Origin of the sequence: Paenibacillus sp. Soil787, assembly GCF_001429545.1 — a bacterium.
Taxonomy (GTDB): domain Bacteria; phylum Bacillota; class Bacilli; order Paenibacillales; family NBRC-103111; genus Paenibacillus_E.
On the sequence record NZ_LMSP01000046.1, the window covers coordinates 141,176 to 167,626 of the forward strand.

The window sequence follows — 26,451 nt, forward strand, 5'->3', positions numbered from 1 at the left end:
CCTAGCAGCTAGTTTTACTAGGAGGATTATATGCTAATTTTGCCGGAATACGAGTTGATCAGACAAATCTATCAAGGCGAACGGACTGTACTCTATCGTGCTGTTCATAAGCCATCTATGGAAAAAGTAATTATCAAAACCCTGCGTTCTGACTTTCCAGTTTCAGCAGATATCGCGAGATTGAAACGTGAGTATGAGATTGGCATCATGCTAGACTTTCCTGGCATTGTTAAGCCATTGGCGCTGCCCAAGTATCAAAACAGCTTAGCTCTCATTTTGGAGGATTTTGACGGTGAGACTTTATCGGCTTATTTTCCTATGTTTCGCCAGTCCATAGAAGCCTTTCTCATAGCTGCTATTCAATTGGTCAAAATCGTTGGGGATATTCATCAGCGGTACGTCATACATAAGGATATTAAGCCTAGCAACATTATTATTAATCCCGATAGGCAGATCATGAAGCTGGCAGATTTCAGCATTTCCTCTTTTACAAGAGAACGTCAAGAAATGCTAGACCCGTTGATGCTAGAGGGAACGCTAAGCTATATGTCGCCTGAGCAGACAGGTCGTATGAATCGTATTATCGATTACCGAACGGACTATTATTCCTTAGGGGTTACGTTCTATGAAATGCTCACTGGACGTCTTCCGTTTCAAACGGAAGATCCGGTTGAGCTGATTCATTGCCATTTTGCCGTGACGCCGACTCCTCCCGAAAGCTTACGGATGGGCATACCGAAGCCGCTATCCGATATTGTTATGAAGCTTCTTGCCAAAAATGCGGAAGATCGATATCAGAGCGCCTACGGCATTATTCAGGATCTCGAGCACATCTTGATGCTAAGTAATTCTGGGGAAGAAATGACGGATTTTGCTGTTGGTCTCTATGACATGACGGACATGTTCCAGATCCCCCAAGGGCTGTACGGACGAGCTCAGGAAATCGAAAATCTGCTGCATGTTTATGGACGTGCAGTGCATGGATCGTTGGAGGCTGTTTGGGTAACGGGGGAATCTGGTTATGGCAAATCGTTTCTCATCGCCGAGACGATGAAGACGGTCTTAAAGGACAATGGCTGGTTCTTATCAGGCCGATTCGAGCCTAACAAACAGCATGTTTCGTATCACGCGTTGTCTAAGGCACTGCGTCAGTTAGTCCGTCAGCTTCTGACGGAGAAAGATCATCAAATCGAAGAGTATCGCGGACGTTTGCTGAAAGTTCTTGGAACGAGCGGGAAAGTACTAACAGATCTCGTTCCGGACCTTGAGCTCCTAATCGGTGAGCAGCCCATTGCGAAGCAGCTTCCTCCACAAGAAACACAGAATCGATTGCACTTCCTATTGCATCAATTTCTGCTAATCTTCTGCGTGAAAGACCGGCCCATCGTGTTATTTCTCGATGATTTGCAGTGGGCAGATGCGGCTTCCTTGCAGTTTCTTGACCTGCTATTGAACGATTCACAAATGAAGTATTTCCTTTTCATAGGTTCCTATCGAAGCGAGTATGACACGAACTGGTTATCATCTACCCATGTTCAATTGCTGGATAAGCTCCCAGAGCGCCTTGTTACGGAACGGATTATTTTGCAGCCGCTGGAAATTGAGGATGTCAAGCAGTTGATTGCGGAGTCGTTAAAGACGGAACAGCAACAGGTAGTTGAGCTGGCTCAGCTCGTTTTGCAAAAAACCGGTGGGAATCCTTTTTTTGTCAAACAATTTTTAACTGCCTTACACGAACAAAGTTTACTCGCCTTTAATTATGAAGTTAATCGTTGGATATGGGATATTGTTGAAATTCAGAAGCTTAGAATTACCGATAATCTTATGTTCCTACTAGCTGAGAAGCTGCAGCGCATGCCGCCAAGAACGCAATACTTAATGCGGCTAGCTGCTTGTTTGGGGGCCTCCTTTGACCTGGAAGCGCTTGGTATTATTGCTAAGATGTCCTTTACTGATGTTCTGCATGAGTTGGAAATAGCTATTCAAAACGGGCTGATGATTCCAGTTGGTACGGATTATAAATTTTTTATCGAGATCCAAGGGAACTCGACTGCACGAGACATACGGTTTATGTTTGTGCATGATTCCATTCAAGAAGCCGTCTATGGTTCCATTGAGGAATCCATGCTGCCAGAAATGCACTTGAACATCGCACATCAGCTGCTGGAGCATTTAACGGAAGATCAGGCCGAGCCCCGGTTATTCGATATCGTCAACCATATGAATATCGGCTCTAACTTACTAACGGAGCGGGAGGAGCTTATCCAGCTTCTTGAATTTAATTTTGCTGCAGGCCGCAAAGCTAAATCCTCGAATGCCTATCGTTCAGCCCTGCAGTATTACAATAAAGCCTTAACTTTGCTGAAGTTGGTAGAGGGCGTGGAGTTAAATGACCTTAGCTTTTCTATTCGACTGGAGAAGTCTGAAGTGCTTTATCTGAATGGTCAGGCAGATGAGGCCGAGATATCATATGAAGAACTGCTTGTAGATGCTCGTACGAACGAGCTTAAGCTCGAAGTGTATAACTTACAAGTGATTCTGTATACGAACGTCGGAAAGCAGCATAAAAGTGTGGAAGTCGGATTGAAAGCCCTAGCTGAACAAGGCATTCGTGTATCTAAAGAACCTACGGGTATGAACATATTTTTCGAATATATGAAGCTAAAAGCAATGATTGGACGGAAGAATACGCTGCAGCTGTACGATTTGCCGATTATGGAAGATGAATACAGAACGAAATTAATGAATTTAATGATGAGTATTGCCATCTCCGCCTATTTCGTGAATACGAATTTGTTCGTTTTGTTCATGTTCATCATGACCAAGCATGCCTTGAAGTATGGCAATACCCCCATGATGGCCTATGTATATGGATCCTATGGCCTGATTCTGGGCTCGGGCTTCGGGGATTATCAGCTGGGTTACCAGTATGGACAGCTTGGCGAACGCATGAATGCCAGATTTCAATCCCATCAATTCCGCAGCAAAAGCCATTTCTCATTTGGTTTGTTCGTCACTCCTTGGGTTAAACCTCTGCAGGTTTGTTTGGAGCATTTGAAGGAGTCATTCCGAAGCGGGATCGAAGATGGGGACTTGGTTTTCGCTGGTTATGCCCTTACTTATCAGGTTTTGGCGAAGGATTTTCAGGGTGTTGTCCTTTCGGAAGTGCAAGAAGATCTAGCCAAAAACTATCGGATATTGGAACAGACCAATCATCACGACACCCTTCTTATGTTAGAAATGCTCCGTAAGGTCATTCATAATTTGGAAGGGAAGTCTGAGAATCCCCTGATTATCGGCAAGGATGAAGAAGACGAAGATCAATTTGTCCGTAAGCTGGAGATCCACCCGAACCAAGTCATTTTTCATGAGTATACCGTAAAAAAAATGATGCTGTATTATTTATTTGGTCAATATGAGGAAGCTTTAAAGTTCGGTAAAGATGCGGAGCCTATGCAGTCTGTTTCTTTCGGGCTGTTTCATATTCCTGAGAACTATTTCTACTATGCTTTAACAATAGCTGCTAAATATAAAGAGGCTGCAATGTTAGAGCGGAAGATGATGACCAAACAGATGAAAAAGATGCTTCGCAAGATGGATAAATGGGCTGCGCATTGTCCGGAAAACTTTTTGCATATTAGCCTATTAATGCATGCGGAATGGAACCGGGTAACAGGCCATTTTCATAAAGCGGAGCAAGAATACGAAACGGCAATCCGGCAAGCGAGGGAGCAGGGTTTCATCCAGCATGAGGCAATTGCCTGTGAGCTAGCAGGGAAGATGTATAAGGAAGCCGGACGTGAAAAGATTGCCAAAACCTATTTCGTCGATGCTTATTACGGTTATCTAAGCTGGGGTGCGAAAGCTAAGGCCGAGGAATTAATGCTGCGTTATCCAGCCTATTTAACATCACTCAAGGATTCAATGGATTGGAGCACAACCAAAATAAGTGACTATTCGCTGCAGGCGCTTGATTTTATGACGATTATGAACACGTCAAGGTCGTTGTCGAGTGAAGTTAACTTGGAGCAATTGATCAAACGGTTAATGGAAATTGTAACCTATTCGTCTGGCGCGGAGAGAAGTATCCTTGTATTGAAGGAACGCGACAGCTTATTTGTAGAGGCTGAGATGCTAGCCATTGATGGCAAGGATTCCTGTACCGTAAGCTCTGTTTTACTCGAAACAAGGGAAGATCTCCCGGCAGCTGTGATTCAATTCGTGGCACGAACCAAGGAAGGCGTAGTTCTCGATGATGCCGAGAATAAGGGATTTTTTACACATGACCCGTATATTCGGGCAACGGAGAGTAAATCGATATTCTGTGAACCGATCCTGCATCAGGGCAATCTAGTAGGCGTCTTCTATCTTGAAAATAATTTGATTCGCAATGCCTTTACATCAGACCGTCTTGATATTATCAAGCTGTTGTCTGCTCAGGCGGCAATTTCGATCGAGAATGCGAGACTCTATAATGATTTGGAGTCCAAAGTCAAAGAACGGACGAACGAATTGATCTTGATGGAGACGTCGCGTCGAGACCTGCTGTCTAATATTTCCCATGATTTGGGCACGCCGCTCACATCCATACAGGGTTATGTTGAGGCTATTCTGGATGGGGTTATTCAAGAGCCTGAGGAACAGAGAAAGTACCTTTCGGTCGTTCACATGCGGATTGTCGGCATTCAACGGCTCATTACGGATCTCTATCAGTTAAGTCGACTTGAGACTAAGCAGTTCCATTTCCAGCTAGCCCCAACGTCATGCGGAACGATGGTTCGCCAGCTTTTTGCGAAGTATGAGCTGGATGCAGCGAATGCCGGCATTACATATACGCTAAACATGGCTCATTCGGAAGGCGAAGAACTGCTTTTAACTGTAGATACAGATCGTATTGAACAGGTGTATGCGAATATTTTGTACAATGCAATTAAATTTTCTACTAGAGGCGGATTCATTGATGTTCACGTGGAAATCAAGGATGAACCGAGTGAGTTAGTGATTCGGGTTACCGATTCCGGCGTGGGGATTAGCGAAGAGGATCTTCCGCATATTTTTGAAAGGTTTTACAAAGTCTCCAAATCCCGCAGCACGTCTGGCGGCAGTGGTCTGGGACTCGCGATTGCAAAGGAGATCGTACAGTATCACGGTGGCCAGATTTGGGCGGAAAGCCGTCTTGGAAAAGGCTGCAGCATCTCGTTCTCGTTACCTGTGCATCGGATTTAAGCCGCAAGAACCGTATACTTCACATGATCCCAGTGTGCGGTATACGGTTTTTTGGGCTAGGGTCGAATGGTAACTCTGGTGTGAATGGGCACAAGTGCGGCTAACTCAAGCACATCATCGTTATGCATGCGGATACAGCCGTGCGATGTCCTCTTGCCTATGGAAGAAGGATCATTCGTGCCGTGGATACCATAATGAGGTTTGCTTAAACCCATCCACAAGACACCGAATGGGCCTCCAGGATTGGGTTGTTTATTGATAATAAAAAACTCACCCGTCGGTGTATTGGTTAACATTTTACCAATACCAACTGGGAATCCACGTACAACGATGTTTACATCCAAAAGATATAATTGAAAGTCAGAAAGATCAACAATAATTCGGTAATTGGGCATAGGATTGTCACCTCAATCTATACTATGTTAAATGGAACGATTTCGATATTGAAACTTACATGTGATATACTGCTGTAGATATCAGTCACCGAAGGAGAAACAGTCATGCAATCATTTCTACAGTTTAATCCAACGAAATTATGGTTTGGCCAAGGTCAAATTGAGCAGCTGCAGCAGGAACTTGGTACTGCTGGCAAGCGAGTTTTGCTCGTGTACGGCGGTGGAAGCATTAAGGAAAATGGCGTATACGATGCTGTTATGGAACAGCTTACATATAGGCAAGCAGAAGTGTTTGAAATGTCCGGAGTTGAGCCTAATCCACGGCTCAACACTGTACGGAAGGGCATAGAAATTTGCCGCGATATGCAAATCGAGCTCATTTTGGCCGTTGGCGGGGGCAGTGTGATTGATTGTGTTAAAGCGATTTCCGTGGGGGTTTACTATGACGGGGATGTTTGGGACATCATTACTCGGAAAGCTGTGCCTCACAAAGCGCTTCCTTTCGGAACGGTATTAACCCTTGCGGCAACAGGTTCAGAGATGAATAATATTTCAGTCATTACCCATTGGGAGAAAAATGAAAAGCGTGGTTGGAGCAGTCCTTTATCATATCCAGCTTTCTCTATTTTAGATCCTTCGTACACGTATTCGGTACCTTTGGATCAGACCGTTTATGGCATCGTAGATATGATGTCGCATGTGCTGGAGCAGTACTTCCACCTGACGGAGAACACACCTATGATTGATCGTTTCATGGAATCAGTACTCTTGACAGTCATTGAAGCTGCACCGAAGCTGCTTGCCGATCTTAACAGCTATGAACATAGAGCAACGATCATGTATGCGGGGACGACGGCATTTAATGGGCTGCTGTCCAGCGGCACAGATGGTGGAGATTGGGCATCGCATCAGATCGAACATGGCTTGTCCGCCGTTTATGATATTCCGCATGGCGGAGGGCTTGGGATTGTCTTCCCGAACTGGATGAAGCATTGTGCGGAGGAAGATCCTTCGCGGATGATGAAGCTGGCGGTTGCTGTTTTCAGTATCGATCCATCGGATAAAACGGATCATGAAATTGCACTCGAAGGGATTGACGCCCTGCGAAATTTCTGGAATTCCCTAGGTGCGCCGAATCGCTTAGGGGATTACGGGATTGATGATTCGCGGATTGAAGAATTAGTCCATAAATCATTCATGAAGGATAAAGTAGGGCAATACAAAATGATGACGCGAGAATCAGTCAGAGATATTTTGATTCGATCATTAACCTAGGAGATAAGCTATCCCGATGTAGATGGAACTACACGGGGTAGCTTTTATATTTTCGCAAACTTTAAAATTGCACAAACTCGTAGAGATATGGTGAATAATCGTGTAAAGTTAAAGGTGACAACCCATATTATGTAAAGTCTCGAGGGAGTTGATTTAATCAAGAGATTCTGAGATATCTACAAAAGATAAGATAAGATAAGACATAGATGCTCGAGTGTATATTTTCAATCAAGAAAAATCGTGAAGGACAACAAGCATGAAAAAACCTCTTGTCATAGGCATATCTGGAGGCTCCGGAAACTTAGACCTTGTAAGACACAGTCATGATAAGTACGTGGAACCAACAAAATGGTATGCCGATCTTATTACTAATGGAACTAGTAGTGATAATAAGGGGAGACAAATCATTGTTGATTGGATTCAACAGGAATTAACATGCAGAGAATCTCGTTTCTGATCGTGTATAGAAAGGAAGCTCAAATGCCATTCTTAAAACGAATCTCCCTGGATTGGTCCCAGCTAACACCAGAGGATAAAGAACAATTTCCATACCATATACCAACCATTCAATCCTTCAATGAATACAAATTTGAATCTAACGTCACTTTTTTTATTGGTAACAATGGGTCAGGGAAGTCTACTTTACTTGAGGCAATTGGCGTATCTTGCGGATTCAGCGTTGTAGGCGGCAAGGATCTAACGATTTCGAAGGAAAAAGACGATGTATCTTTAGCAAGTATAATGCGGCTGTCTTGGCTTCCTAGGGTTAAGGATGGGTTTTTTTTCCGTGCCGAGACATTTGATACGTTTGCCGGTTATATTGATGAACTCGCGAAAGACCCCTATGTAGGGCAATCAGCGTATGCACCCTATGGGGGGAAATCGTTGAATCAGCAGTCGCATGGACAAGCCTTTTTAACTTTTTTGAAAAATAGATTAGGCGGTAAGGGATTATATCTCTTAGACGAGCCAGAGTCGGCCTTATCCCCGCAAAACCAATTAGCATTCTTGAGAATGATATGGGAATTGGAGCAGTTGGGCCAAGCGCAGTTTATCATCGCCACTCATTCTCCGATATTGATGGCGTACCCAAACGCGCAGATTTTGCAATTTTCTGAAACGACAATCGAACCTATCGCGTATGAAGATACTGAGCATTTTACTCTGACGAGAGACTTTTTAAATCACAGAGAGCGCTATTTTCGGGCTTTGTTTGAAGAAGAAGACAACTAACAATTAAGCAACGGGGGAATGAGAATTGGCATTTTTCAATTTGAATTCGTCCTGCCGCATGAAACGCCAATCTCCATAGGTGTTAGCCCGATCTGGGTGCGGACAGGCTTAGATATTGATAATGCCATTGATCCTTCGGATCGTAACGATATTGAAGTTCGGGCACACCCGCATACTGAAGTTGTTTTCTGGGAGATCTTTGACGAGTTGCTCGAGTAATACATAATAAGAGGCTGTCACCAACGGTAGATGATTACCGGAGGGATAGCCTCTTTTCATTTCAATTAAAATTGTTAGGCATGTGCTAATTGTTTAAGTTCAAGTTTTCCAGTCGTTAAATACGTGAGTTCCGGTGTTGAGAAAAAGTCAGCTAATCGCCGAAGTCTCATATATATCGTTCGCAAAATAACGGAATCCATCTCTGTGATCATACTGCGATTTGCAATAAAATCTCGCATGCCCACCTTGATCAGATAATCGCTATCTCGAAGGTCGGTTATCAGTTGTTTATTGGGAAGATCTCCGTAGTTGACTATGTACTTCGTTTGCACAAGAGCACTTTGATACAGTTCAGCACATGTTCGCGAAATTTGTACTTGCCTCTTTGCTCCCATAGCGTCAGTGACAGTAAGCATTTGATTTTTGGGATCTAAGGAGTTCTTTTTCAAATAAACAATTTCGTGAGAGGCAATACCCTCTGTGAGTAAACGAACGATGATGGCATCTTGCGGATTGATACAGCGAGTTTCGATAAAATGAATTTGTTCTAATGTAATAATACGAAATCAGCATCCCTTCAAGTGTGTAAATTGGATTTCAGTAAACTTTCATTGGGCTTTCAGTAATAAGCAACTATATATCCTATGTGGGATATGGATTGAATATGACTATTTACAATAAAAAATTATTACCTCTATTTTCATGAAGAAGCAGGGAATACTTGGCTTATGCAGAAGATGAATGTATATTTTGGTATATGCAGAAGATGATTGTAAATATTTGTAAGTGGAATTAAAAGGAGGTTTGAAACTTCCAAACGATCCCATCAAGAGGAACTACAATGCGTTATTTATCGAAAAAGCTGCCTTTTTGACCATTGAGGGGAACGACGATGCGTTAATTCGCAGTTTTGGGCTGAAATATAGCTCTCAAAGCGAAATAACGCATCGTCCTTCCGCTACGCTAGCGATATAGCCACATTCAAGCAAAATAGCGCATCGACGTTCCACTTTACGAGGTTTTCGGATGGTTGGAAGGAAACCAACGCTTCGTTCCACCTACGCGCATGAAAAATTAATTGGCAAAATCGACCTGAGACGAAGCCTCAGGTTTTTTACATGCGATTGGATAAAAACATCCATAAATGGGCAAACACTTGGAGGTTAGCATCTGCTCGAATCAAATGTCCTCTTTTACATATCGACATTATGCCTTTTGTATGGGATTATGAAGGAATGTGTGTTGGATTGATTTATGACTCGATTGAACAAGTCGCTTCTGATATGATGGACAAGTATGGCAGAATCGATGTTCTCATTAACAATGCCGGCTTTGCTGTCGGGGGGTATATGGAAGATGTACCGATGGAAGCGTGAGATCTCAGCTGGAAACGAATGTATTTGGCGTCATTGCGACAACGAGGGCTGTCCTACTGTCCTACCGCACATGCGCGCTCAGCAATATGGTTGTATTGTTAATGTTAGCAGTGTGAGCGGGCGGGTTATCCTCATTTACTGGCTATGCTCGATGGTATGAAGGCGCTTTGAATCGATTATTGAAATGAAGAGGGATGTACTTGTATAAGTACGAATAAACCAAGGAGTGAAATGAATGTCTCGTAAGTGGGAAAGAATGGTAAGTAAGAATACGAAAGCAGTAAACAAGAATCGGTCGAAACAGGGGATTGCGCCAATTTCTTCGGATCCGGATCGATCAGAAGTGTTCAAGGGCAGAAGCATTATGTTAGCTTCATTTTTTGTTCTAATTTCCATCTTATTATTGTTTACTTTGACCAAAACAGATGGGGACAAGATGTACTGGTATACGACACTCAGTTACATGGCGGTTGGACTGTTCGTTTATTTTATTCGCCGTCCTTATTTGAAGGTAAGTAAAACGAATCTTTCCAAGAGAGGATTCGCCAGAGAGCTTGTTCTAAATGCCGATAAAATTAAAGAAATCATATACTCTCCGGGTCAGGTGGTTATTGACCTGAATGGGAAGTCGCCTCGTTGGGTGTACAACAAATCTCTGAATCGTTTCGACGTAGCGGCTATGGCTGCTAGATTGAAAAAATTTGCTGAGCAGAACCAGATTGCGTTTGTGGATAAAACGGTTTAGGTGCGGATAGCCACGGCTTGGTGTAGTTGCAGAAACGCGATATGGAACGCGAAATAAGTGCAGATGCAAGACGTGAAGCGCATAAATGATGAAAAAAGCCCAATTTGACGTTGGGCTTTTTTTGCTATTTGGGAGAGATATTCTTAATCATATTTATCATCGTCGATTCTAACCACATTATCCATGATAAGCTCAACTTCCGTCTCGAAGTTTAGATGAAGGGGTGCTGGAAGTACATCCAGGATTTCCTCCACCATGTCCATGTCTAACAACTCATCAATGGTTTGCGGTCGCGGTTCTAACTCATAAACCCATTCACGGACTGCATCGATGAATAAATAAAAAGATGATTGGAACTGATCAGCGACAGCTTCCTGCTCATCGCCAAGGGATGCCGACATGGCATTCCAGTTTTTTAAAGTGGTTAGTAAGGCTTGCTCTACGTTTGGGTTCATAATAATCTCCTAATCGTTCATAGGGTGCTTTCTCATCTATTTAATAGGATGAACTTGATGGGGGAGGGGAAATTTTAATACAGGAACCGCAAGTGAAAATTGTTGTACATCAGACAACATAATCCCTTCATTTTAGCTCAAAAGCTACTGAATGTTATACGACGGAGACCGTCGATTCGTTCATCCATCTTTCTCTACATTGGGGTAAAATCGCATTTTAATAAATGTGAATCATTAGGCTCTTTGCCGTTAGCGGCAAAGAGCTGCGGTTTATTGGACTCGAAGGATATTGCAAATCCGAGAACTGATAATCCAAGGGCCCTCCTGTTAACCGCCATTTCAACCATCACTTCAACGCCTGCGTGGAAGCTCGGATAATCATCTCCGAAGGCAGAATGATCTTCCGATTCTCATGAACGGCTTCACCTTCAATGCGTTCGATCAACATCTGCATGCCTAATAGGCCGAATTGATAGGCAGGCTGAGAAGCAAGGGTTAGGAACGGGCTAATCGCACCTGATGGGCCGAAATCGTCAAAACAGACGACCGATAGATCATCTGGCACCTGCAAGCCACGCAGTCTCAGAGATTGAATGACGCCGACGGCGAGCATGTTGTTAGCCGCGAAGATAGCTGTCGGCGGATCTTCAAGATTGAGTAAAGCGTCTAATGCGGATTCATCGTGGAAATCACGATAATTCAGATGTGCGACCTGCGAGTCATCTACGGATAATCCGTTAAGTAAATGTGCCTCGCAGTACCCCGTATAACGCAAGCGGGCTGTAGAAACATCCTGTGAACCATTAATCATCGCGATACGGCGATGCCCCAAACCAATTAAATGCTCAACAAGTTTCCGCGCGCCTTCCTTGCTGTCCCCGAGTACCACATCCGCCTCAATTCCCGGAATTTCACGGTCTAAAACAACGAAGGGGATATTACGTTTTTGCAGTTGTTCAAGATTTTCAACAGAATGATCTCCCGTCGGAGCGAATAGAACGCCATCCACTCGGGTTGATAGAATCATATCCACGTAGTCTTTCTCTTTCGCATAATCTTCATCACTATTTGCAAAAAGCAGCCGATACCCAGCCCGTTTAGCTGCATCCTCTGCACCGCGTGCAAGCGTAGTATAGAACGGATTCGTAATATCCGTAATGAGCAGGGAAAGAATTTTCGTCTTCTGAAGCACCAGACTGCGTGCCATCGAGTTCGGAATATAGTGGAGATCTTCCATTACTTTCCTTACTCGTTTGCGCGTTGCTTCGCTGATCCGACCTGTATTATTGATGACCCGTGAAACGGTCATTGCCGAAACACCGGCTTTTTCAGCGATATCATAAATTGTAATCACGTTGAGTCACCTTTTCATCTCATCCTATTCGTATATTGTATAGAAATTAAGGATTGACAGCAAGGCTTAAAATTGATAATTTTGAGTTATCGGTAACACCCATTTTTCGAGGAGGTTTTGAATATGCTTAAAGGTATTCCTTCCATTCTATCGCCGGAGCTTTTGAAGGTGCTGATGGAAATGGGGCATGGGGATGAAATTATTCTAGCGGATGGCAATTTCCCTGCTGCCAGTCATACGAATCGCCTGCTGCGCAGTGATGGCCATGGCGTACCGGAATTGTTGGAAGCGGTTTTATCATTGTTCCCACTGGATACTTACAGTGAACATCCTATTGCTCTTATGGCGGTAGTTCCAGGAGATACGGTTGAAACATCGATATGGACTACATACGAAGGAATCATTGGTAAGTACACACCGCCACGAATTGAGTATGTAGATCGATTCCCATTTTATGAGCGAGCGAAGAAAGCCTACGCGATCGTGGCAACGAGTGAAAAAGCTTTATACGCCAATATTATTTTGAAAAAAGGTGTCATTAGTGAGTAGTTTGGATTATCGATAACTCTATTGTCATGAAATCATACCTCTCAATAGGATCTGTATCCATGGGGATTGCTGGATCAATCGTGAATGAGGAGCTGTTCCAGAATTACATGGGCATGCGCAATGAATATGTCGATATGTCTGAATTAGTGCGCCGTATTGATAAAGAGATTTTCGATCCTGAAGAGTACCAATTGGCATTGCAACCCGCGTCTGGCTGACATCGAGTTCGGAGAAGAAGCGCTTGGCCACAATGCGATTCTCTCTGGTTTCCAAGGGCAGCGTCATTGGACGGATCACTTCCCGAACGGTGATTTCATGGAAGCTATCCTGAACACTGCCTTTGACTAGAATGGCAAACGCGCCCCTTATTTGGTTGCAACGGAGAACGATAGTCTGAATGGTGTTGCGATATTATTCGGTAATCTGCTCACGAATACAGCACAAATCTTTGCTGATGTAAGAACATACTGGAGCCCAGATGCGGTGAAATGCTCATGCATTTATTTTGCTATCGCGTGAATCCCTTCATGAAGGCGATCGTGCACACGCATCCGGCTTATTGTATCGCATTAACACTCGTAGATAATGGGCTTCCAATGTTGTTTCCAGACCAAGCCGCGCTTGTCGGCGATGTAGCCTTTGTTCCCTATGCCGTTCCGACAACGGATAAACTAGCCAATTTAGTGGCAGAGAAGGCTGACCGTTATAGCTCAATTTTGCTAAACAATCATGGACTCGTCACAACGGGTAAAAATTTGCGTGAAGCTTACTACCGCACGGAAGTCATGGAAGAGAGCGCGAAGATTTACCTGATCGCGAAGTCCGTTGGTCAACCTAGAAGGCTGACGGAAGAAGAGTACAAAGAAATTCAAGGCTTAGAAACTGAAGCTTACCGCGTGAATTTATTGCAGCAAATGAAATAATGGACTTGTCAGGTATACCCGTTCTCATCGTAATCGATGGGGGCGGTTTTTTTGTATAGGAGAAGACGACAAATTTGGAGCGAGCTCGGGCAGTACTTGACGAGAGAAAGAATTGAAATAACCCCATCATCTGGGGCGCTGCCATTTCTTCCGATAAGCTAGAGGCGTATCTCCATCGCGGTCTTTGAACAAATTGATGAAATGACTGACATTGTCAATACCGACACTGGCGGCTATTTCGGATACGGGCCTATCGGAATATTTCAAACGTTCCTTGGCGTGTGTCATGCGGATTAATATGAGATATTCGTGGGGCGAATAGCCTGTATAACGTTTGAACTGTTTGGCCAAATGGTACTTGCTGACGGCATGATCATGGGCAAGCTGGTCCAGCGAAATCGATTCGATGAACCTATGTTCCAGCGTTTGGCAAATGTCTTCGATGTAGCTGGGTTTGTCGGCTTCGGGCAATGCCAGATTTTGCGCTGCCAGCAAGAGCTCAGTTAGTAAATCTACAAGAAGCTTGGACGAGATGAGTTCCGTGCGTGCACTTCTTTGCTGCTGGATAAGCAGGATTTGTCGCAGTTGAGTAGGTATGGAGGATTCAGGGTTCAATTGAAGGAAAGGCTCATTATTAGCAGCGAACTGCTCATAGTAACCAGATGTCGAGCTGCCATGCAGATGCACCCATAGAATTTCCCAAGGCTCGAGTGGATCTGTTTCATAGTAATGATAATCTTCACAATGAATGAAGAACACCTGCCCAGGCTGAAGGTTATAGCTCTTTCCTTGATATTTCAAGCGGCCTTTGCCATTAATCGTATAAACGATAAGGTAGGAGTCCAGCTGTTCACGTTCTGTAAAGTAACCAGGCAACGTACGGAAATGGCCAATTTCTTGCACATAATAGAGGGTGGATTTGGCGAAAACAGTAGGGCTGGATATGAAGCGTATGGAGTCTTCTGACCAAGCTGTCGTAAAATTTTCTTTATAAGTTGTCATGCTGCAACACCTGCACAAGATTCTATTATTTTTAAACAAGTTTATTGGATGTTTTCTATATTGTAAGCCATTACAATGAGTTTATAAAGGTATTATTTTTATCTTATAAATGAATGGAGTGGTAGGAATGTCTGTATACCCAGTTATAAAAGCAAGCCAAATACCTCGAATAGGACTTTATTCGGTGGGGCTCCGTGCCTATTGGGAACAGTTCCCTGGCTTAAAAGAACGGCTTGAGGAATACGGTCGATTCATTGAGAAGAAAATCTCGGAATGGGCTGACGTCTATTATTACGGGCTGGTAGATACGGAAAATGAAGGGCGGAAGGCAGGAGAATGGCTGAATGAACGTCATGTGGATCTCGTATTCTGTCACGCAGCGACTTATTCGACTAGCTCGACAGTGCTTCCTGTTCACCAAATTTGCAAAGCGCCGGTCGTGCTTCTGAATTTGCAGCCGACCTTGCGGCTTAATTATGATCAATCAACAACAGGAGAGTGGCTGGCGCATTGCGGGGCTTGTCCTGTGCCTGAGTTCGCTAATGTGTTTAACAGGGCGGGAATCCCGTTCCGAGTCATAAATGGGGTACTGGGACTCGATTATACGCCGGCGATTTCGTTAACGGATGAAGTGACACATAAGCGCCAAGAAGCTATTCGAGCATGGAGGGAGATCGAGGAATGGGTGAAGGCAGCTGGTGTGCCTCGAACACTTCAGCGTAGCCGTTTCGGCTTTCTTGGTAATACGTACAGCGGCATGCTCGATATGTACAGCGACTTTACGATGATTTCGGCGCAGACCGGGCTGCACGTGGAGGTGCTTGAAATGTGTGATTTGGATCGCATGCTGCGGGAGGTGACACCACAGGAGGTGAAAGCAAAGCTGGCTGAGGTTCACGAGATGTTCCAGATCAGCGGCGACTCGCCTTCTGATCCGATCGCGAAGAAGCCTACGGATGAGCAGCTGGAGTGGTCTTGCAAAGTGGCGGCAGCACAGGAGAAGCTCGTTAGAGCGTACGATCTGGACGCCTTGTCCTACTACTACCACGGTGCGCCGGGGGGCGACTATGAGAAGCTGCAGGGCGGCTTCATCGTTGGCCATTCGCTGCTTACCGCGCGCGGAATCCCCTGCTCCGGCGAAGGGGATCTTAAGACGGCCGTCGCGATGAAAATCAGCGACATCCTTGGCGTCGGCGGCAGCTTCTCGGAAATCGTCGTCGTGGATTATATTGACGAGACGATCTTGCTGGGCCATGACGGACCGTTCCACATCGCGATTTCCGAAGGAAAGCCGATTCTTCGCGGCATGGGGCTTTATCACGGGAAGCAAGGCACGGGCGTATCCGTCGAGGCGAAGGTGAAAGCGGGAGCGATCACGGCGCTGAACTTGACTCAGACCGGCGATGGACGGCTGAAGCTGATCTCTAGCGAAGGCGAGTCCACGAAAGGGCCGATCATGAAGATCGGCAACACGCAGACGCCGGTGAAGTTCCGTGATCATCCAGACGCGTACATGTCGCGCTGGTTCGCCGAAGCGCCGACGCACCACTGTGCGATGTCCATCGGTCATAATGCTTCCATGTTCCAGAAGGTCGCCGAGCTGATGAAAGTTAAGCATGTGATTTTGTGAAGTTGTTAAAAACCCGCAAGTGGCGGACTTTTAAGTGACCATCAAGTTTGCTACTTGATCTTCGTTGCTTTATTCCTGATAAGCTTGCTACTTGATCTTCGTCTCGACATACCTGATAAACAAACTATGTTGTATAACGTACAACAATTTCGTTTCGTTTCTTCTCTATTAGCTGTCAAAGTTGTATTTCGTGCAACAATTTTGACTTGTTTTATACTTTTGAGCCGCTTTGGGGAAGAAGAGGTATTTTCTGCAATAATAACAAGGAAACCGCGGATTCGTTCGTGTAATGTTGTAAAATTTACAACAATCGATCCATCGATGCGGGAAACGGTGTCCTACACTTACTTCTAGGGAACAAAACTCCTCTATTTTAAAGAAAAGTGGCCAGTGACTTGAATGAGCGGAACGTCAATCCTCTATTTTGGGGAAATTGGCTTAAATTTTGTTTGAACGGAACGTGAGTACGCTATTTAGGTGAAATCTATGCTTTCTGGGGGAAGAATAACGAAATAAGGGATCGTTGTTCCTCTTGCTTATGAAATCTGGTCGATTTTCAGTAAATAGCGCCTCCACGTTCCTCTAAAGGTCCACTCCATTGTAATCAGAGAAATTAGTGTTAATGGCCATTTTGTTCATTTCAAATATACACGATTAGTTTTGTGGAATAACGGATTCAGCGTCCACACTCGAGTTGTTATCTGTAATTTCCACATAATGATCGACCGTATCTAGAACCTGACTTAGCTGCCAGCGGCTAAAAACAACATGATCTGAAGAAATCGCATTATAGGTGCGTTCTTGTTTACTAATTTTAAAGCCTCGGTAATTTTCATAAATGGTTCTCATTCTGATCTCTCCCTCGCTTGGATGTATATCTTAAACTATCATCAAACGAGCAATTTTGGTAGAGGTGTAAATTGATAGAAATTGTCTATTCCTGACTAATTGCATGTAAATGTGGTTAATTGCTTCTTTTCTGTTGTCTATACGTTGTGAAATGTTCTCTACACGGCTTTCCGTTTTGGCCGGAAAGGAGGAATAGGTATGAAAATTGAATGGACTTTTGCGATGAACAAACCTTGGACGATAGATCTTGTGTTGGATTTTGTGACCATAGCTAATCGGTATTCGTGCAATATTTAGAGAAAGTTTATCGTCTTCATAGATAATCTGGCTGTTTTTTTGCTATTCTGTGTTTAAATATGTTACAGTTAAAAGGAGGTGATCGAGCATGTTAAAATTGGGGATTTTGGACCAATCACAAATAGGAGAAGGTCGCAACGCCGCGCAAACGCTGGTTGAAACGACCGAGCTGGCGCAAGAGGCAGATAAACTTGGCTACACACGTTACTGGGTATCGGAGCATCATGCTTCTGAGGCGCTTGCTCATTCAAGTCCAGAAGTACTTATCGCTCATTTAGCTGCAAAAACGAATCGGATCCGCTTAGGGTCAGGCGGTATTATGATGCCGCATTACAGTGCATACAAAGTAGCTGAAAATTTCCGTTTGTTGGAGGCGCTGCATCCGGGAAGGATTGACGTTGGTCTTGGACGTGCACCAGGCGGTATGCCCATCTCGACGCGAGCGCTGCAAGAGGGGAAATACACGAGCGTAGATCAATACCCGCAGCAAGTTGCTGACTTGACGGGGTATTTATATGATTCGCTGCCTGCGAACCATCGCTTTGCGGCGCTGCAGGCATCTCCAATTATTCCGACAGCACCGGAAATTTGGCTGCTCGGTTCTTCCTACGACAGTGCCAGCATTGCGGCTAAACAAGGGGCTGCATTTGGTTTTGCACAGTTTTTTGGCAATGCCGATTGTGAACAAGCGCTGCAGATTTACCGTGAGGAATTCAAGCCGTCTATTTTGAATGATAAGCCACATTCGCTTGCGGCGGTTTTAGTCGTTTGCGCCGATACAGAAGAAGAGGCGAAGCGATTGGCGACGAGTACGGATTTATTTTTCCTCTCCCTTGGACGCGGCGCGCTGCTGCCCTCATTTCCTTCCGTTGAAACGGCTATGAATTATCCGTATACAGAATCGGATATGGCCCTAATACGTGGTCGCCAGCACAAGCGTATTGTGGGTACGCCTCAGCAAGTAAAAGCGGAGATTCTCAAGCTGAACGAAGCGTATAAAGCTGACGAGTTTATGATCGTTTCGCCGATTCATGATGTGGAAGCGCGCATTCATTCTTATCGTTTGTTAGCCAAGGCGTTTGAGCTGCAAGTGTAAATGTTTGCGTAAAGTTTGACCGTATGGACATAAGCTCAATCTTGTAAATCAGAAGCAGCACACCGATTAATGGTGGCTGCTTTTTTCTATTAGCAACGTATTCTTCATTCATTTTCATAGGCGTACAGCCTTTGTCATGAATACATAATTTTGGATATTTAATGAAAGAATAGGGGTGAGGGTGGTGAAGTTCATTGCTATTTTCAAACTGGTTCGGAAGGAAGAAGTATCGTTCGGTCCCAGCGCAAATTAATCAGCCGCCTAGCGACTCGATCAGTTCGTCGTTGGCGCAAAATATAACTTTTTTACAAAGTCAGTTCAGCCAAACTCCCGATTTGATTGTGCGGCATTTTATCATCAAGCAGTCTGGGGAACAAGCAGCACTTGTTTATCTATCTGGATTGGTAGATAAAAATTCCATTAATAACAATGTACTTCGCCCACTTCAATTTGAAACGGGAAGCAGCGATTCGAGTTATGGTTTTACGATAAATGTAGGTCAAATCAATCCGTTGATTGCTTGGCCACAAATCGAGAATGCTATTTTGCAAGGCAGTAGTGTTCTCTTAGTTGGCAGTCGGACGGAAGCTTACGCCTTAGGAACGCAAGGGTGGCCGCAGCGGGCGATTGAAGATCCGCAGTTAGAGGCTTCTTTGAAAGGAGCGCATCAAGGCTTTGTTGAGACAGGCAGCCAGAACATTGCCTTAATCCGTCGCTATATTCAAAGCCGTGAATTGAAAATTAAAGAACTAGTGGTTGGACGAAGAGGAAACACCTTAATTTCTATCTTATATTTAGCTGATGTCGCACATCCAGAGGTGCTAACCGAACTGGAAGATAGGATTCAGCAACTTGATATCGATGTCATCCTTAATACAGGTGAGTTGGCAGAGTTGATTGAGGACAATCCGTATTCCCCATTCCCACAATTTATTACAACGGAAAGACCGGATGCAGCGGCTTCACAAATATTGCAAGGAAGATTCGCAGTTGTCGTAGACCGTTCACCAAGTGTATTGATCGCACCTGTGGCATTTATGTCGTTTTTTCAAAACATCGACGACTATAGCACTCGCTGGTCGATCGCAACTTTTATCAGGCTGCTGCGGATATTTTCTTTTTTCATTGCTATCTTTTTGCCAGCGTTCTACATTGCCGTCATTTCCTATAACTTTGAGATCATACCCGTTAAATTACTGCTAACAATTGGTGAGTTCAGAGGTCGAGTACCGTTCCCGCCCTTTGTGGAAGCGATCCTCATGGAGGTAACTCTTGAAATGATGCGGGAGGCTGGTGTGCGTCTCCCGGCTCCCGTCGGGCAAACCGTTGGCATTGTCGGAGGCATTGTTATTGGACAAGCAATCGTGCAGGCAGGACTCATCAGCAATCTCATGGTGATTGTTGTTGCTTCTACGGCCATTGCATCGTTCATCCTGCCCAATTATGATATGGTCGCAGCTGTCCGGCTTATCCGCTTCGGCATGATGATCGCTGCCTCCATGTTCGGCATTGTTGGCATCATTATTGGTTTGATGATAATGATCGGGCATCTGATAGCACTCGAATCGCTTGGAACGCCATACGGTACCCCTTTTGCTCCGGTTCGGTTTGCCGATTGGAAAGATACGTTCGTCCGTTTACCGCTGTGGACAATGGGCAAGCGACCTCTAGGCACAAGAGCGACCCAATCGAAGAGGCAAGGAACAAATCGTCCAAAAGGTGATGGGAAATGAAGAAATATGCTTACAATGAGATCACCTCTATGCAATATATTTTTCTGAATAGCGGTATTCAAGTGAGTGTGTTCTTTTTGGCTATGCCGCGAAAATTAGCTGAGAAGGCAGGCACGGATGGCTGGATCGCACTCATCATCGGCTGGGCTATTACGGTTGCAGCAAGCTTGATTGTTATTCAGGTGATGAAAAAGCACCCAGAAGGAATTTTGTTTGATCTACTAACACGATATTTGGGCAAATGGGCAGGCAAGGTGGCTGCTATCTTTTTTGCCCTTTATCTCTTTTACTACGCTTATACTGGGCTCGTTGAGGCAATTTTGCTTACAAAGGCATCGCTTTTACCGCAGACTTCGGCATTTACTGTCATGCTATTAATGCTCATTCCTACTTATGTGATTGCGCGAAATGGGCTTCGCGTCTTGGGCAGATATGCGGAACTTGTTTTTATGATCTCAATATGGATACCTTTTGTATATTTATTTCCGCTCAAGGACGCCCACTGGCTTAATATAGTCCCCTTATTAAAGGAAGGATGGAAGCCTGTATTCTCAGCGGTACCTACAACGTTCTATTCTTATATCGGATTTGCTACCACGTTTATTTTGTATCCGTTTTTGAAAAACAAACAAAAAGCTTCTAGCGCTATCATGATCTCCAATACGCTGACGATGCTTGGATATTTGTTCATTACGGTTATCTGTTTTGTCTATTACAGCCCGGACGAAATTCAGAAGTACAACGAACCTGTGGTTAATATCTTAGAAGCCATTGAATTTAAATTTGTAGAACGGATGGAAATGCTTTTTATCGCGTTTTTTTTGCTTGTTTTTTCATTAGCGTGGATACCAACAATATACATGGGCGTTTTTTGCACAAGCTGGCTCCTCGGAAAGCAGGATCATCGCAATCATTTGCGGATACTGTGGTTGTTTACGGCTGTGAGCGCGTTTTTCTTCATACCAACTTTTAATCAGAGCGATCGCATGAATGATTTTCTCATTCAGATTGGTTTTGCAGTCGAATATGTTTTTCCCGGTTGCTTACTCGTATATTTATGGCTGCATGATCGTTTTCAGTGGGGGAAGCACTTATGAACAAGCGGGTCCTTCTAGTTATACTCATCGCCACGGTTGTCGTCATCACTCCGAGCTGCAGTGACAGGTTAGATATGGAAGATGCTACGCATGCTTTATTAGTGGGTTTTGATCTTGATAATGAAAACGAGTTCATTCTATATAGCACATCTCCAGTTTTCAGCAAAAATGTCGCGAAAAAAACGCGCGAACTTAGAGTGAAACCACAGACGAATCGTCAATCAAGAGAAAAACAAGACAGTAAGACAGAGGGTGTTTTCCAAGGGAGAAGTATTCAAGTCCTATTAGTATCTAAACGAATACTGCAGCAAGAAAATTGGTTCCGATTAACGGATGTTTGGTTTCGCGATCCCAAAAATCCATTAACACCAAGGATCATTGCTTTCGATGGACCTCTCTCAGAAATCATATACCTGAACCCGAAAGATCAGCCGATGCTGCCCCTATTGCTGCGGGAAATGGTAGAAACGAAGAACGCCAGATCGGAAACGGTAGAGACGACTTTACAGAGGCTGAACCAACAATTACTTGAAAAGGGTGTCACTCCTATCATCTCTGAAGTTCGAATGAAAGATAAACAGATTGCGTTGACAGGGACGACACTGTTGGATCATAAAGGGAACTTTGCTGATTCTCTGAACATGCAGGAAACTATTCTACTGCGCATATTGCAAAAAAACACAAAAAAGAGCGTCAGCTTAACAATTTCCATTCCCGGAGAAATGAAGATTGGACCGTTCCACACAGATAAAGTAAGTCTAAACGCGAATGAAATAAAGGTGAAAATCAAGACCTCTTTCCATAAGGACAAATTTCAGTTCGATATGCACATTACCATGCGAGTCGGACTATCGGAGCTTTTGTTACCTTACGACGTACGTAGTCAAGGAAAAGAGTTGGAGAATAAGATTACCGAACAAGTGCAAATGCAGTTTGAGAACCTCATAAAGAAAATACAAACGGATAAAATCGATCCGATAGGGCTCGGGCTTTATGCGCAGGCGCATGAATATAGCCATTTCAAGAAAGTGGAAGATCATTGGGGTGAAACGTTGGCCAATGCGGACATTCATGTTTCTGTGAAAACAATTATAGGATCCATGGGGACAGTGAAGTAACAGCCTTGTATGCTTACGATGCCAGCTTTTTAATAGAAAGCTTTAAGGGGGACAGCAAGTGAAAAAATATGCCTTTAATGAAATCACCTTCATGCAGTATATCCTTCTCAATTTCGGAATGGTTGTGAGCATCGGATTTTTGTCGCTGCCGCGAGTACTAGCTGAACACGCAGGCACGGCAGGCTGGATTACGCTCATCATCGTTTGGCTCATCTCCATAATGGCGAGCCTGATCGTCATACAAGTGATGAAAAAGTACCCAGACGGCACCTTGTTAGATCTATTATCGATGTATTTGGGCAAATGGACAGGGAAAGTGGGAGCCGTCCTATTTGCCCTCTATCTCTTTTACTACGGTTACACAGGTCTAGTATATACGATATTGATTACAAAACAATATCTTTTGCAGCAAACCCCAGCTTATATCATTATGCTTCTGCTGCTCATTCCCACTTATGTTATTGTACGGAACGGACCACGCATATTGGGCAGATACGTGGAAGTGATTATACTCCTATCACTATGGATCCCCTTCGTTTATTTGCTTCCGCTTAAGGATGCTCATTGGCTCCGTCTGCTTCCTGTGCTTAAAGAAGGATGGAAGCCTGTTTTCGCAGCGTTACCTAGCACTTTATATTATCATGTAGGTTTTTCAACCACGTTTATTTTGTATCCGTTTCTCAAAAACAAGCGGATGGCCTCAGCAGGAATCGTTATCTCGTATACACTGACGATGCTCATGTATTTGTTCATTACCATTACCTGTTTCGTCTATTTCAGTCCAGATGAAATACTGACGTACAACGAACCAACGATCAATGTATTGAAAGCTATCGAGTTTAAGATTATATCACGAATCGAAGTGCTATTTATCACGTTTTATTTACTTATCTTTTCATTGTCATGGATACCTACGATGTACATGAGTGTTTTTTGCACAACTTGGCTAATCGGAAAGCAGGACCACCGCAAACATTTGCGGCTGCTTTGGCTATTCATCGCTGTGGGCACGTATTTCTTCATGCCTACTTTTTTTCAGAGCGAAAAGATGAATACGTTTCTTGGTCAGATCGGTTTTGTTGTCGAGTACTTAGTGCCTGGTTGTTTACTCCTGTATGTATGGATACATGATCGTTTGGGGTGGAGAAAGCACTTATGAACAAACGGCCGCTTTACATTTTGATTATTATCATGATTATTGCATGGGTTTCGGGGTGCAGTGACCGATTAGATATGGAAGATTCGACTAACAACCTAGCTCTTGGTCTGGATCTAGATAAGGAAGACAACTTACTTGTATTTATGAATAGCCCTTCATACGGCAGAGATATCAAGAAGAAAACTCTTGAGATCGGAGTGAAATCGCAAACGATTCGTCAATCGAGAGAACGTCAAGATGAATTTGCGCCAGGAGTTATTACAGGCAGAAAAGTTCAAGTCATGCTTATCAGCAAACGCATCTTGGAACATGAGGACTGGTTCCGGATACTTGACGTCTTCTTTCGTGATATGAAAAATCCATTAACACCTAGGATCATCGCTGTCGAAGGATCTATTTCCGACATTATATATCTACATCCGAAAGATCAGCCGAGGTTACCTTTATTATTGCGAGGGATGGTCGATACGAAGAGTGCTAGGTCTGAAACGGCAAAAACAACACTGCAGAAGCTGCATTGGCAAATGTTTGAGAAGGGGGTGACGCCCTATATTTCCGAAATTCAGTTGGACAAGTCCAAACAGATCAGGTTGACTGGCATATCGCTGCTGGATCATAAAGGGATATATAAGACCTCGCTGAACATAGAGGAAACCGGTTTACTTCAAATTTTGAATAAAAATGCCAAGAAATCTGTTAGTTTTACCCTTCCAATTCCTGGTGAAAAGAAGAGCGGTCCATTCCATACTGACCATTTAAGTATATCGGTTCAAGGAATGAAAACGAAAATAAAAACCTCGTACAAGGAGAACAAGTTTCGGTTCGATATCAACATTAAAATGCCAGCCGGTCTTACTGAACGCTTATTCCCTTTTGATGTACGAAAGAATGGAAAAGAGTTAGAGAAAATGGTTTCTGAACATATGCAAAAGCAATTTGAGAACCTCATCAAAAACATTCAGAAGCATCAAATCGATCCGATCGGGCTTGGTCTCTACGCACGGGCCCATGATTATAATCAATACAAGAAAGTGGAGGATCATTGGGGAGAAGCGCTGTCAAAGGCAGATATTCATGTTTCCGTTAAAGTGATTATAGGAAGCATGGGGCCCGTGAAGTGACTGGTTTTGGAGCGGGTAACCACCTTTTTGACATAAAGTTGATAAGGATTGGCAGCAAAAATTTGCGTTTTTCTACTCATGCCTTTACACTTAAAACAAAAACGGAGTGGTGAAATGAGTAAAGGTAGAGTTTGGAATAAGGGTAAACGCAACGGCGGTGGCGGACCAGCGACTGGGACGGGTTATAAGGAAAAGCTCGCGGCCGCCATGCAAGTGGAGGGGAAACCGGTCGAGGTTATCGATCTTAAGAACCCGATTAATCAGGTTCAACGTATGAATCGTGAGAATTGGGTCGAGAGACCCGTTCGTGTTAACCGTGAACAACCTAAAAAGTAACACAGAAAGCCTATCCAAACACTTTATGTGTGCTGGGTAGGTTTATTTATTTGCTACAGGTCAGGCGGGAGCGGAACTTACCCATTGCTCGGGAGGGGGAGATAAGGACTCAGACTTGAGTGAGAGTGTGGATACAGAATATAGGATACAGGCATACAGTTATACAGGTATACAGGTATACAGGCATACAGGCATACAGGCATACAGGCATACAGGCATACAGGCATACAGGCATACAAGCATACAGGATACAGGATACAGGATACTGGCTACAGGATACAGGATACTTGCATAATTTGTTGGGAAAGATTTTGTTTGCTTGGTAATTTGGTCTTCTAGTTTATGGTTTTCAGATTTACAGATTTGGCAATAAGGGAAGAAATTGTTGTACGGCGTACAACAATTTCTTTTATTTTTGCTGGGTAAAGGTGAAGATGTTGTATTTCGTACAACAATTTAGTCTAATTTCTTGCTAAAATGCTACTTTTGGCTGGAATTGTTGTATTTTATGCAACAATCGCGAGGAAAACGTGGATTCGCTAGCGTAATGTTGTATAAAATGTAACAACATTATATGGGTGAGCTAGTAAGCAAGGTAAATGTTTGAAAATATACGTCTGGGCGCACCAGTTTATGTCTAGGCCTGGTCAGGTTATTACTCCATATTCACATTAGACAACTGTCCCGCTTGATAGTAAGGGTAATCCATCTTTTGTTGAACTTGCTGTACGAAATCTGAATCAGTAAGCGATTCAATCACGAATAATCCTAAGTCAATGGAGGCCGAAACGCCGCCACCGGTGAAGAGATTTCCGTCTCTGACGATTCGTTCTTTCATGACTTCGGAACAGTAGGGTGTCAACAAATCGTAGGCGGAAGGATTGGTGGTTGCCTTTTTTCCATTTAGGAATCCGGCTGCACCTAGTAACAACGCACCTGTGCACACAGAAACCTTGTAAGTCACATTACCAGCAGTTTGGAGCCAGGTAATGAAGGCAGCGTCGAATCTAAGATTTCTCGTCGAGAATCCGCCAGGTACAAACAAGAGATCATATCCCGATAGATCTGGATAGACATGCTTTACCTTAACGGTTAAGCCTCGGTCGTCGGTAATTTCCTCCTTATTGGAGCAGAAGTCCCAAGAGATGTTTTCTTTAGCTCCCAAAATGCCCATCCATGTGATGGCCTCATAGAAGCCGGCGAAGTCTAACGTGGTCATTCCATCGAATAGTATGAATGCCATTTTCATAAATAGCCACCTGA

22 protein-coding genes and 3 pseudogenes are annotated in these 26,451 nt (G+C 43.9%); 18 read left to right on the forward strand and 7 right to left on the reverse strand.

From position 1 onward, the window contains the following. Window positions 1–30 precede the first annotated feature (30 nt). Together ASG93_RS30655 and ASG93_RS37350 are read left to right on the forward strand one after the other, a co-directional pair. A pseudogene (locus ASG93_RS30655) lies at window positions 31–4,719 on the forward strand (AAA family ATPase); the annotation flags it as partial. Further along, window positions 4,696–5,226: a sensor histidine kinase gene (locus ASG93_RS37350; protein ID WP_414858901.1), complete on the forward strand. Its 531-nt coding sequence runs from the start codon at window positions 4,696–4,698 to the stop codon at window positions 5,224–5,226. The pseudogene ASG93_RS30655 and the gene ASG93_RS37350, both read left to right, overlap by 24 nt. Before the next feature lie 56 nt (window positions 5,227–5,282). Here ASG93_RS37350 and ASG93_RS30660 read toward each other — a convergent pair whose 3' ends face one another. Further along, window positions 5,283–5,621: a L,D-transpeptidase gene (locus tag ASG93_RS30660; RefSeq protein WP_056838430.1), complete on the reverse strand. Its 339-nt coding sequence runs from the start codon at window positions 5,619–5,621 to the stop codon at window positions 5,283–5,285. A gap of 105 nt (window positions 5,622–5,726) precedes the next feature. On the opposite strand from ASG93_RS30660, the gene ASG93_RS30665 reads away from it, so the two are divergent. The 3 genes from ASG93_RS30665 to ASG93_RS30680 all read left to right on the forward strand — a co-directional run bounded on the left by ASG93_RS30665 (window position 5,727) and on the right by ASG93_RS30680 (window position 8,348). Then, on the forward strand, window positions 5,727–6,896 hold the full coding sequence (locus tag ASG93_RS30665; RefSeq protein ID WP_056838432.1) for an iron-containing alcohol dehydrogenase: 1,170 nt from the start codon (window positions 5,727–5,729) through the stop codon (window positions 6,894–6,896). A gap of 480 nt (window positions 6,897–7,376) precedes the next feature. Continuing rightward, entirely contained in the window at window positions 7,377–8,129 is a 753-nt protein-coding gene (locus ASG93_RS30675) for an AAA family ATPase (RefSeq protein WP_056838435.1), read from the forward strand. 18 nt (window positions 8,130–8,147) lie between these two features. After that, on the forward strand, window positions 8,148–8,348 hold the full coding sequence (locus tag ASG93_RS30680; RefSeq protein WP_056838437.1) for a sporulation protein: 201 nt from the start codon (window positions 8,148–8,150) through the stop codon (window positions 8,346–8,348). 74 nt (window positions 8,349–8,422) lie between these two features. Here ASG93_RS30680 and ASG93_RS30685 read toward each other — a convergent pair whose 3' ends face one another. Continuing rightward, window positions 8,423–8,797: a hypothetical protein gene (locus tag ASG93_RS30685; RefSeq protein ID WP_056838439.1), complete on the reverse strand. Its 375-nt coding sequence runs from the start codon at window positions 8,795–8,797 to the stop codon at window positions 8,423–8,425. Window positions 8,798–9,583: 786 nt separating this feature from the next. Here ASG93_RS30685 and ASG93_RS36055 point away from each other — a divergent pair. Both ASG93_RS36055 and ASG93_RS30695 read left to right on the forward strand, forming a co-directional pair. After that, window positions 9,584–9,724 (forward strand): hypothetical protein, encoded by a 141-nt coding sequence (locus ASG93_RS36055; protein WP_200984552.1) that lies wholly within the window; start codon window positions 9,584–9,586, stop codon window positions 9,722–9,724. Between the two features lie 235 nt (window positions 9,725–9,959). Continuing rightward, a complete protein-coding gene (locus tag ASG93_RS30695) occupies window positions 9,960–10,469 on the forward strand; it encodes a hypothetical protein (protein ID WP_056838442.1) in 510 nt (169 codons plus the stop codon). 143 nt (window positions 10,470–10,612) lie between these two features. Here ASG93_RS30695 and ASG93_RS30700 read toward each other — a convergent pair whose 3' ends face one another. Beyond that, window positions 10,613–10,924, reverse strand: coding sequence for a hypothetical protein (locus tag ASG93_RS30700; protein WP_056838445.1), 312 nt, complete (start codon window positions 10,922–10,924; stop codon window positions 10,613–10,615). Window positions 10,925–11,270: 346 nt separating this feature from the next. Further along, a complete protein-coding gene (locus ASG93_RS30705; RefSeq protein ID WP_056838446.1) occupies window positions 11,271–12,278 on the reverse strand; it encodes a LacI family DNA-binding transcriptional regulator in 1,008 nt (335 codons plus the stop codon). Between the two features lie 123 nt (window positions 12,279–12,401). Here ASG93_RS30705 and fucU point away from each other — a divergent pair, with 123 nt between their 5' ends. From fucU to ASG93_RS30715, 3 genes and pseudogenes are all read left to right on the forward strand, one after another. After that, window positions 12,402–12,827, forward strand: coding sequence for an L-fucose mutarotase (fucU, locus tag ASG93_RS30710; RefSeq protein ID WP_056838449.1), 426 nt, complete (start codon window positions 12,402–12,404; stop codon window positions 12,825–12,827). A 29-nt stretch (window positions 12,828–12,856) separates the two neighbouring features. Beyond that, window positions 12,857–13,316, forward strand: a pseudogene (gene fucI / locus ASG93_RS34640) (L-fucose isomerase); the annotation flags it as partial. Next, a pseudogene (locus ASG93_RS30715) lies at window positions 13,313–13,750 on the forward strand (class II aldolase/adducin family protein); the annotation flags it as partial. The pseudogenes fucI and ASG93_RS30715, both read left to right, overlap by 4 nt. Window positions 13,751–13,876: 126 nt before the next feature. On the opposite strand, the gene ASG93_RS30720 reads toward ASG93_RS30715, so the two are convergent. Continuing rightward, window positions 13,877–14,752 carry an AraC family transcriptional regulator gene (locus tag ASG93_RS30720; RefSeq protein WP_056838451.1) on the reverse strand — a complete coding sequence of 292 codons (876 nt, stop codon included), beginning with the start codon at window positions 14,750–14,752 and terminating at the stop codon, window positions 13,877–13,879. A 127-nt stretch (window positions 14,753–14,879) separates the two neighbouring features. Here ASG93_RS30720 and ASG93_RS30725 point away from each other — a divergent pair, with 127 nt between their 5' ends. Beyond that, window positions 14,880–16,382 carry an L-fucose/L-arabinose isomerase family protein gene (locus ASG93_RS30725; RefSeq protein WP_056838453.1) on the forward strand — a complete coding sequence of 501 codons (1,503 nt, stop codon included), beginning with the start codon at window positions 14,880–14,882 and terminating at the stop codon, window positions 16,380–16,382. 654 nt (window positions 16,383–17,036) lie between these two features. Here the strand turns inward: ASG93_RS30725 and ASG93_RS30730 are convergent. Further along, the gene (locus ASG93_RS30730; protein WP_056838455.1) at window positions 17,037–17,231 is read right to left on the reverse strand and encodes a hypothetical protein; all 195 of its coding nucleotides are present in this window, start codon (window positions 17,229–17,231) and stop codon (window positions 17,037–17,039) included. A gap of 385 nt (window positions 17,232–17,616) precedes the next feature. Between ASG93_RS30730 and ASG93_RS30735 the strand changes: the two genes are divergently transcribed. The 7 genes from ASG93_RS30735 (at window position 17,617) to ASG93_RS30765 (ending at window position 25,188) form a co-directional block, all read left to right on the forward strand. Beyond that, window positions 17,617–18,624, forward strand: coding sequence for an LLM class flavin-dependent oxidoreductase (locus ASG93_RS30735; RefSeq protein ID WP_056838457.1), 1,008 nt, complete (start codon window positions 17,617–17,619; stop codon window positions 18,622–18,624). Between the two features lie 194 nt (window positions 18,625–18,818). Then, complete coding sequence (locus ASG93_RS30740; protein ID WP_082615198.1) at window positions 18,819–20,357, forward strand: spore germination protein; 1,539 nt, start codon at window positions 18,819–18,821, stop codon at window positions 20,355–20,357. Further along, complete coding sequence (locus ASG93_RS30745) at window positions 20,354–21,454, forward strand: GerAB/ArcD/ProY family transporter (RefSeq protein WP_056838459.1); 1,101 nt, start codon at window positions 20,354–20,356, stop codon at window positions 21,452–21,454. The genes ASG93_RS30740 and ASG93_RS30745 overlap by 4 nt, the downstream gene beginning before the upstream one ends. Continuing rightward, a complete protein-coding gene (locus ASG93_RS30750; protein WP_056838461.1) occupies window positions 21,451–22,572 on the forward strand; it encodes a Ger(x)C family spore germination protein in 1,122 nt (373 codons plus the stop codon). The genes ASG93_RS30745 and ASG93_RS30750 overlap by 4 nt, the downstream gene beginning before the upstream one ends. Before the next feature lie 58 nt (window positions 22,573–22,630). Continuing rightward, window positions 22,631–23,731, forward strand: coding sequence for a GerAB/ArcD/ProY family transporter (locus ASG93_RS30755; protein WP_056838463.1), 1,101 nt, complete (start codon window positions 22,631–22,633; stop codon window positions 23,729–23,731). After that, window positions 23,728–24,852: a Ger(x)C family spore germination protein gene (locus ASG93_RS30760; RefSeq protein WP_056838465.1), complete on the forward strand. Its 1,125-nt coding sequence runs from the start codon at window positions 23,728–23,730 to the stop codon at window positions 24,850–24,852. The genes ASG93_RS30755 and ASG93_RS30760 overlap by 4 nt, the downstream gene beginning before the upstream one ends. A 114-nt stretch (window positions 24,853–24,966) precedes the next feature. Further along, on the forward strand, window positions 24,967–25,188 hold the full coding sequence (locus ASG93_RS30765; RefSeq protein WP_056838466.1) for a hypothetical protein: 222 nt from the start codon (window positions 24,967–24,969) through the stop codon (window positions 25,186–25,188). A gap of 655 nt (window positions 25,189–25,843) precedes the next feature. Here ASG93_RS30765 and ASG93_RS30770 read toward each other — a convergent pair. Beyond that, window positions 25,844–26,437 (reverse strand): DJ-1/PfpI family protein, encoded by a 594-nt coding sequence (locus ASG93_RS30770; protein ID WP_056838468.1) that lies wholly within the window; start codon window positions 26,435–26,437, stop codon window positions 25,844–25,846. Window positions 26,438–26,451: the final 14 nt, after the last annotated feature.

Coding starts and splice junctions, on each gene's coding strand:
- ASG93_RS30760 (WP_056838465.1), top strand. CDS start 23,728: ATGAACAAACGGCCGCTTTACATTTTGATTATTATCATGATTATTGCA.
- ASG93_RS30700 (WP_056838445.1), bottom strand. CDS start 10,924: ATGAACCCAAACGTAGAGCAAGCCTTACTAACCACTTTAAAAAACTGG.
- ASG93_RS30680 (WP_056838437.1), top strand. CDS start 8,148: ATGAGAATTGGCATTTTTCAATTTGAATTCGTCCTGCCGCATGAAACG.
- ASG93_RS36055 (WP_200984552.1), top strand. CDS start 9,584: ATGTGTGTTGGATTGATTTATGACTCGATTGAACAAGTCGCTTCTGAT.
- ASG93_RS30720 (WP_056838451.1), bottom strand. CDS start 14,752: ATGACAACTTATAAAGAAAATTTTACGACAGCTTGGTCAGAAGACTCC.
- ASG93_RS30695 (WP_056838442.1), top strand. CDS start 9,960: ATGTCTCGTAAGTGGGAAAGAATGGTAAGTAAGAATACGAAAGCAGTA.
- ASG93_RS30665 (WP_056838432.1), top strand. CDS start 5,727: ATGCAATCATTTCTACAGTTTAATCCAACGAAATTATGGTTTGGCCAA.
- ASG93_RS30745 (WP_056838459.1), top strand. CDS start 20,354: ATGAAGAAATATGCTTACAATGAGATCACCTCTATGCAATATATTTTT.
- ASG93_RS30660 (WP_056838430.1), bottom strand. CDS start 5,621: ATGCCCAATTACCGAATTATTGTTGATCTTTCTGACTTTCAATTATAT.
- ASG93_RS30765 (WP_056838466.1), top strand. CDS start 24,967: ATGAGTAAAGGTAGAGTTTGGAATAAGGGTAAACGCAACGGCGGTGGC.
- ASG93_RS30730 (WP_056838455.1), bottom strand. CDS start 17,231: ATGAGAACCATTTATGAAAATTACCGAGGCTTTAAAATTAGTAAACAA.
- ASG93_RS30725 (WP_056838453.1), top strand. CDS start 14,880: ATGTCTGTATACCCAGTTATAAAAGCAAGCCAAATACCTCGAATAGGA.
- ASG93_RS30735 (WP_056838457.1), top strand. CDS start 17,617: ATGTTAAAATTGGGGATTTTGGACCAATCACAAATAGGAGAAGGTCGC.
- fucU (WP_056838449.1), top strand. CDS start 12,402: ATGCTTAAAGGTATTCCTTCCATTCTATCGCCGGAGCTTTTGAAGGTG.
- ASG93_RS30770 (WP_056838468.1), bottom strand. CDS start 26,437: ATGAAAATGGCATTCATACTATTCGATGGAATGACCACGTTAGACTTC.
- ASG93_RS30675 (WP_056838435.1), top strand. CDS start 7,377: ATGCCATTCTTAAAACGAATCTCCCTGGATTGGTCCCAGCTAACACCA.
- ASG93_RS30750 (WP_056838461.1), top strand. CDS start 21,451: ATGAACAAGCGGGTCCTTCTAGTTATACTCATCGCCACGGTTGTCGTC.